This is a genomic window from Thermodesulfobium sp. 4217-1, from assembly GCF_039822205.1.
Lineage (GTDB): Bacteria > Thermodesulfobiota > Thermodesulfobiia > Thermodesulfobiales > Thermodesulfobiaceae > Thermodesulfobium.
Map to the genome: position 1 here is coordinate 1 of NZ_JBAGBW010000040.1, position 7906 is coordinate 7906.

5 protein-coding genes are annotated in these 7906 nt (G+C 34.0%); 4 read left to right on the forward strand and 1 reads right to left on the reverse strand.

Annotated features, from left to right (window positions below; genetic code table 11):
• Window positions 1–131 precede the first annotated feature (131 nt).
• The 3 genes from V4762_RS09610 to V4762_RS09620 are packed head-to-tail and all read left to right on the forward strand — an operon-like array spanning window position 132 to window position 4346.
• Entirely contained in the window at window positions 132–1652 is a 1521-nt protein-coding gene (locus tag V4762_RS09610) for a CYTH and CHAD domain-containing protein (protein ID WP_347315564.1), read from the forward strand.
• Window positions 1645–3504 carry a WD40 repeat domain-containing protein gene (locus V4762_RS09615; RefSeq protein WP_347315565.1) on the forward strand — a complete coding sequence of 620 codons (1860 nt, stop codon included), beginning with the start codon at window positions 1645–1647 and terminating at the stop codon, window positions 3502–3504. The genes V4762_RS09610 and V4762_RS09615 overlap by 8 nt, the downstream gene beginning before the upstream one ends.
• A 17-nt stretch (window positions 3505–3521) precedes the next feature.
• A complete protein-coding gene (locus tag V4762_RS09620) occupies window positions 3522–4346 on the forward strand; it encodes a tetratricopeptide repeat protein (RefSeq protein WP_347315566.1) in 825 nt (274 codons plus the stop codon).
• Here the strand turns inward: V4762_RS09620 and V4762_RS09625 are convergent.
• On the reverse strand, window positions 4343–5845 hold the full coding sequence (locus V4762_RS09625; RefSeq protein ID WP_347315567.1) for an Ig-like domain-containing protein: 1503 nt from the start codon (window positions 5843–5845) through the stop codon (window positions 4343–4345). The genes V4762_RS09620 and V4762_RS09625 overlap by 4 nt on opposite strands.
• Window positions 5846–5915: 70 nt before the next feature.
• Here V4762_RS09625 and V4762_RS09630 point away from each other — a divergent pair, with 70 nt between their 5' ends.
• The gene (locus tag V4762_RS09630) at window positions 5916–7829 is read left to right on the forward strand and encodes a sensor domain-containing diguanylate cyclase (protein WP_347315568.1); all 1914 of its coding nucleotides are present in this window, start codon (window positions 5916–5918) and stop codon (window positions 7827–7829) included.
• The last annotated feature ends 77 nt before the right edge of the window (window positions 7830–7906 follow it).

The window sequence follows — 7906 nt, forward strand, 5'->3', positions numbered from 1 at the left end:
ACCTTAACAATAGCAAGATAGGAAAATATTCCCAAGATAAGTTATAATATTGAAATTGAGCGCACCATCCAAAGTTAAAATACTTATTAGAGTTTCTTGGCTAACATATTGATCCACAAAAGGGAGGAAAAATGAACACAAATATAGAAATTGAGTTAAAGCTTAGATGCATTTTTCCTGAAAAAATCGATGAGATATACTCTCTTCCATTGCTTTCTGACATAAAAGATGAATGGAAGAAAAAAGAGATTCGTTCTATATATTACGACACAGCAGAAAACATTTTTTTAAATTCAGGAATATCTCTCAGGACAAGATTGGAAGATGGCGAATGGACGCAGACCATTAAGGTTGCAGGAAATTCGAATGGGGGCTTTTCCAGGAGAAAAGAGTACAACGTCTCAATCCAGGACGGCAAGCCTGACTTAACAGTATTAAAAGATTCATCGCTAAAAAACTTTTTTAAAGACACGAAATCCAAATTCGAACTCACACCAATGTTTGAAACAGTTTTTGAAAGAAGTGTAGCTCTTTATACCTATAGCGACAAAAGCGTGCTTGAGTTGGCAGTTGACAGGGGGAAAATTATTTCAGGCGACAAAACTGAAGACTTCTGCGAGGTGGAAATAGAGCTTAAAGAAGGCAATATTTCTTCCATCCTAAAGCTCGCAGAAGACCTCTCAAAATCAATTAGCTTTCTACTGGAACCTAAAAGCAAATATTACAGAGGTATCTTGCTTGCAAATCTGGAACCAAAATATGAAATCCAAAAGGAAAGGGATCCTGATGTAATAGCTGAAGAAGGATTGCAAAATGAGTTAACAGAAAAACTTCAAAATTTAATCCTATATCACAATAGATTCGTAGAAAATCCAGAAAATTTTGATAATCTTCACAATTTTAGGGTATCTCTTAGAAAAATTAGAACCATATTGAAGTTCGGAAAACCATTAATAGAAAAAGACGATCTAAACCACTGGTTAGAACAATTTGACCAGATTACAGAGTTGACTAATCCACTTAGAGAGACAGATGTATTGATTGAAGATTGGAGAAGCTTCCTTGCTATAACCAAGCGCGATGACCTTAAAAACTCCATTCTTACAAAAAAGCTTCTTGAAGAGAGACAGCTCAAATTAGACTTAATATATCCTTATTTTTCCGAAGGAAAATTTACCAATATATTTCTTGGTCTTTGGTACTGGCTATTAGAGGGGGCTTTTCTGATAGATGATTCAGCTACCTTAAGGCTAAAGAAGTTTGCCAAAGACAGACTAAATATATGGTTCAGAAAAACTTTGAAGAAATTGAAGAAAACAGATTTCAACAACGAGCGCGATCTTCACAAACTGAGAATTGCAACCAAAGACCTCAGGTATTCTCTAGAGGTGTTTTCTTTTGCGTTAAAATCTGACACAAAGGATATGATTTCAAAACTAAAAAAAATTCAAGACATATTGGGATATATTCACGATACCCAAACCTTTTCAGCTTATCTTGAAAGCTTGATCTCATCATCAGATAACCCTGAAATATACAAAGAAAGCGGTTGGCTGTTGGGTTACAGGCTCCATAGCGATCAAAGTCTCAAAAGCGATTTAGAGAAGCAGTGGAAAAAATTTAAAGAACAAATAAAGGCCTTTATTGATTAGTACTATGGATGCAGCCTCATATTTTCTGAAGTTAGCTAACCAAAAATCACTATATATATCAGGGAAAATAGATATAGGAGCTATTGATCTTGCGTCTTGCTCGAATGATAACAAGTTTGTCGGACTCTCATCGAAAGGAAATTACAGCTTATATTCCATTTTTGAAAATAAAATAGCTAAAACTTGGCAAGACACCTCCTCTTCGAAAATATTTATAAATTCAAGAAATTCTACCATATACCAAACTCTATCTGGTCAAATAAAAATTATTGATTTTGATAAATCAAGCCCTAAAACAATTTCGTCAGACATGGTCTTAGCCGATTTCAATGATAAATATGTTGTCAGTTATTCTGAATCAAATATATTAGCTCTTACCGAGATCGACAACCCAAGCAATATAAAAAATATACGCCTACCTGAAAATTTTACAGTAAAGGACATAGTATTAAAAAATAACGCTCTTCTAATTGGTGAGATAAATAACCGCGTTTTTTTCATAATATATGAATTACATTCTATAACTCTGCCACAACCTCAAAGTGTTCCAGATGGCAGCGTTTATGTTGGATCTTCTGACGACTTTGAATACATTGCATTCAGATCTGACAACGCAGGCCTAAATATATTTAACACAAAAGATCCATCAAAATCTTACAATATACCCATTGTAGAATCAAAAACCAAAAAGGTTTATTTCTCAAAAGATAAAACTCTCATTGTAATAGTTGATTTCGACGAATACATCAGCTTTTGGTGGACAAATAAAGAACTTAATACGGGTAATGAGCCAATTTTCAAACAAAAAATTTGCGGCAACCCCTTAGAATTAACTTTTAGCGAAAACGGAAACGTTTCATCCTTAATAACTTACAAAAATAATTTTTTAAAAATTTGGCTTCCTGCCAGTAAAACAGATAGACTTGATTTGACTGCAAACTTTAAATCAGATGAAAGCGACTCGTTTTTGCACAACGGATATTTCCTTGACTCTGTATCGTTTACAGAAAAAAATGAAGCTGTTTGTCTTTTCATAAAACCAAGGTGGGAATCAAAGATATTGAAATTTGATTTATATAATAGACTGAATATAAACTGTGAAAACGTATTTAAGGAATCCTTAGTAAATTCTGGAATCTTATCAAATAATTCCAAACTTTTAGCTACTTTAAGAAATAAAAATAAAATAAAAATTATCAATACCCAATCAAATAGCATAATTCAAGAATTTGCTATAAAAGATGAATCAATTAACACGCTTTGTTTCTCTCCAGATCAAAGATTTCTGATACTTGGAGGTTCTACCCTAAGGATTTGGTCTATCGATAAAGAGATAATTGTAAAGTCAGTTTTTCCAGAGCACCCCGTTAGTTTTGTCGCTGTCTCTCCAAACAGCGACTTGATAGCTTTTAGTCAGAAAGTCAGAGATAATATAATATTAAGCATAATGGATTTAAACACAAAAGAAGTAAAAAGAAAATTCGATGGCTTAAATAATGTAAATTCCTTAGTATTTTCCCCAAATAGCAAGTTTTTATTTGTAGGCTCAACAAAAAAAGATCCTTTAATAAGAGCATATTCAGTTGATACGGGCAATCAGGTATTTTCTTATCAAACGAATTATATCGATGTCAATGATATGTGCATTAGCTCGAGCGGAACACATCTCTTTTTTGGTGGTTCAGATGAAAAAATATACGTATTTGATCTCAGAAAAACCAAGATTATAAAAATTCTTAATGGACATTACGATATTATTAAAAAGATTAGCATATCTGAAAATGATAGATTTTTAATTTCATCGTCAAACGATGAAAGATTATGTGTTTGGAAGGTGGCCGACTATATTTAATCGAAAAAGGTTGTTTGATGAGCATTAACTTAGAGGACTTTTTTAAGGAAATCAATAGAGAAATTCAGTCCAATAATTTTGAAGAGGCGCTAAACAAGTCCAATTATCTGCTTAGCCTCATTGACGCAAACGAAGTTGAATTTGACACGGAGTTTTTAATAAAGCTTCTTGATACCAGGAGCTTTATCCTTACAATCATGGGCAACAATGCGCAGGCACTTGAAGACATAAATAGGGCAATCGAAGAAAAAAACGGCATTTCCTCAAGCAGCGACGATCAATTAGCGAAGCTTTTAATACACAGAGGACTAAATTATTTCTACTTAGGAGACCACATATCCTCGTTAAAAGACTTCAATACTGCCATAGAAATATTAAGCTCCTCTGCCGATAAAGAATCGACTAAACTGCCACAGGTATTTTTAAACAGAAGTGCATTGCTCAAAAAACAGGGGTTAAGAAAGGAATCGTTAGAAGACATAAATAAAGCAATTTCTCTTCTAACCAAAATTAACAACTCAAAATCTATACTTATACTAATAAATGCGCTGATAGAGAAGGGGCTGCTCCTGATGGAGGAAGAGAAATTTTTTGAGTCTGCATACAATTTTGACTTGGCAATCTCAAAATCCAGACAGCTCTTAACCACAGAAAAATTAAAGATTTTAGGCACTCATATGAGATTAATTTACTATCTAATAATAACCAATCTCGCAGCAGGAAAACATCAAGACCCCATAAACAAGCTCTTGATGGAGGCCAAAAGTATTGTCAATAACTATGGAGCCAATGAAGAAACGAGCTATTGGTTAAATAAAATCGGTGAAATTGCAGCTATTTAATAAAATCTAATATATTGAGACGAAATATATCCTTCAGCGCCATTTTTCGTCTTTACCTTGTACCAAACGCTTTCGTTGGCAAGACGAGTGTCTGACTTTGGAACATAAACCTCTATATGTTCCTTATCAAGCCTTGCCTGATACATCATTCCCACTGTATCTTTAATTGAGAATCCCTCTCCAACATATATTTTTACCTCTTTGGTACCGTCCACACTCTTAACGGTGGTGTCGTTCATTACCACACCCTCTCTAACCTGTGAGGGGTCAATCTTCTCAAGGACATCTACTTCATCCCCATAAGAAAGGCCTGCGGTTTCTTCAGCAGACTCATAAGGAGATTTTTTCAGATGAATCTGATATCTTATCACAAATGCCTTCGCAAACATCTTTTCACTGCTCGAATTTTCACTTTCACTTGTATTATTATTATTGCCGCCTGGCTCAACAGTTACCTTTACAGGAGTAGACTCTGCGTAATTTCCTGCCTTATTAACCGCTACAGCCTGAAACACAAAACTGCCAATCTTTTCTGGGTACCATCTGTAAACGGTATCCTCACCAGCATACCAAACCTTAATAGTAAGGTTGTTCATAAGCAGCCTCACCTTATCTATACCTTTTTTGTCTGTGGCATCCACTCTTATCTCCAGAGGATTATTTACACCCTTAACCACAGTATTGTTAGCTGGGCTCTGAATAACAACCCTTGGAGGAGCAGTATCAGGTGGTTCGTGAGCAGTAGTGATCTGAAAAAACATGAATGTACCAAATGTTAACAACAAGGATATAAAAAAGGCAACAAGCGGTATTATATAAGAGATTGGCTTCGTTGGATGAAGACTCTCTATCTTCGGCTCTTGAGGTTTCTCTTTTTTAAATTTTAAAATAGAGGCAATGCTTGATAGATTGATATTCCCAAAAATCTTATAAATCTTTTTCAGATTAGAAAAAGGGTTCGGAATTTTTACAACAAGCTTGGATTCATAAACCTTTTGTATCCACGATCGCGCCCTTTTACGCTTTTCATCCAAGAGATCGCTTTCGGTCTGAGAGGGCTCTGGAATGACCTCTGAAACTATGCTCTCTTGAACTGACTCTTCAAGAGTTTGTTCTTCAGCAGGTTGGGCGTCGGCGTTCCCCTGGGTCTCATCGCCAGGAACTGGTTCTAATGTGGCTTCAACAGCCTTATCTTTAAGGGTGGAGATATCAATACCTGTTTTCGTCACATAAGGAGAGAAGGCAAGGAGATCTAAGTAGGACTTTTCATCAGCTTGCAACAATATACTTGTTTCATCTTGAAAATATATCCTAAAAATAAAGGTCTTAATATTCTTTTTTACAAAAGGCAAAAAAGATTTCTCTTTCTCGAACACCTCTTCAACCCATTCAATATGGGAAATATTGTCCTTTAGGGCAAAAGCCCTCCCATCGGAAGAGACAATGTGTGAACCCTTCCGTTCGATTACAATATTAGAAGGCTCAAGTGAGCGAAGCATATTACCACCCTTCTTTTACATATACCATATATTATAGTATTATAGACTAAAAATTCTAATGGAGAAAACTTTGAGTATAAAAAACTATCTTAAAATAATAATAATCTTTTTAGTTATTACTCCATTATTAATCTTAAGCTTAGTTGCAGTAAATTTATATAACGAAACCAAGAACAGATCGATAAACGATCTAATTCAGGAAACAACCCTAAAACAGTTTACGATTCAAACATACCTTCAGAAATATACAGGCCTGATTAATCTATTATCGGCAAATATTTCACTTACAAACAACAATTATGAAAAAATAAATTACATATTTAAAGAATTATCATCTGACAGTGAAATAGAAAATCTATATTTTGTAAGTCCGGATGGCTATAGCAACGTAGAACTAAATGGTCCTCATCACATTTCATTTAATAGCGATAAGCTATTTAAAGATGCTATGAAGGGAAATGAGGGGTTTTTAATAAAAGGCGATGAACTAAATAGCTATCTATATATCTCCAAACCTGTATACGGGACCAACAATCAAGTATCTGGCGTAGTCTTTGAAATCATAAAGCTAACAAAGTTAGAAGACCTAATAAACATCCAGAATGTCCTAAACAGCCAATCTACATTTCTTTTTTCAAACGATAAGGTGATATTAGGAAATCAACAGAAAAATATGCCAACAGACCTTTCTAAAAAGATAGATATTGCTAAGGGAAGCAGTCTGATAAATTATAAAAACGATACAGGCAAGAATTTTATCTTATATTGGAAGAATTTCCCAAATCTAAATCTTTCAATAGCCTCTCAAATTGACGAAAACTATATTTTCGAACAGTTTAAACAGGACTTCGCAGTTGTAACAATTACTTTTCTGATAATATTTATTACATCATTAATTATCTCAATCATAATGGTTAAAAAGCTTGAAGAACCAATAAATTTTTTACAAAGTTTGTCCCAGAAAATAAGGGAAGGAAATTATAAAACAAGAGTAGGACAAAGCTTCATAGAAAGCTCACCTGAGGAGTTTCAACCTCTATTAAAGTTATACAACCAAATGAGCATCTCAATAGAAAGCTATATATCTAAATTAAACGAACAATCCAAGGCTCTTGCTAAAAGTGAAGCAAGGTATAGAGCAGTAGTGGAAGACCAAACAGACCTACTTTGTAGATTTCAAAAAGATGGCACTATAACATTTTCAAACGAAGCTTTTAAGAACTATCTAAACCTTGCGGAATCAGAAAAATATAATTTATTTGAACTCTTACAGAAAGATGCAAATAACATAAAGGATTTATTAGAGACCTTAGACAATGAGACTCAATATAGAAGCATTGAATTAACCTTTGAAAAAGAAAAAGCAAAAAGATATTTCGATTGGACATTCAGAATGATTTATAAAGACGACGCATTGGAGTTCCAGGGCACAGGACACGACATCAGTGAAATAAAAAAACTTGAAGATGAGCTCAGATACCAAAGTTTTCATGATAAGCTAACAGGGCTGCTTAATAGAGCATATTTTGAAGAAGAATTTGAAAGGTTATCAAGCGGGAGGTTTAGCCCCACATCGATAATAGTAGCCGACGTTGACAACTTAAAGGTAGTAAATGACCACCTAGGACACGACAAGGGAGATTTATTGTTAATAAAGGCTTCAAATATATTACAAGCAAACTTTAGAAACACAGATATAGTTGCAAGAATTGGCGGAGATGAGTTTGTAATTCTCTTACCGTTTTGCCCATTAGAATGCGTAGAAGAGCTCTTAAAAAGGCTAGACGACAATATAAGAGCAGCAAATAAAGTAGCAGACAGCCTTTACTTGAGCATATCAATTGGATATGCAAATGCAAAAGGACCCTTTAATAAAGTAGATCTCTTTAAAGAAGCAGACACAAAAATGTATCTGGACAAGAAATCGCATCACGAAAAAGCAAAAGAAATAGCTATTAAAAGAATTAAAAAATATAATACATAAAAAAATATAATACTACTTAGACGAATATCTAAACAGACATATCTAAACTAAATAGTATTATATTTATATAATAGAAG

Bases quoted from the DNA above. Each gene is read 5' to 3' on its own strand.
- V4762_RS09625 (WP_347315567.1), bottom strand. From the start codon at position 5,845: ATGCTTCGCTCACTTGAGCCTTCTAATATTGTAATCGAACGGAAGGGT.
- V4762_RS09620 (WP_347315566.1), top strand. From the start codon at position 3,522: ATGAGCATTAACTTAGAGGACTTTTTTAAGGAAATCAATAGAGAAATT.
- V4762_RS09610 (WP_347315564.1), top strand. From the start codon at position 132: ATGAACACAAATATAGAAATTGAGTTAAAGCTTAGATGCATTTTTCCT.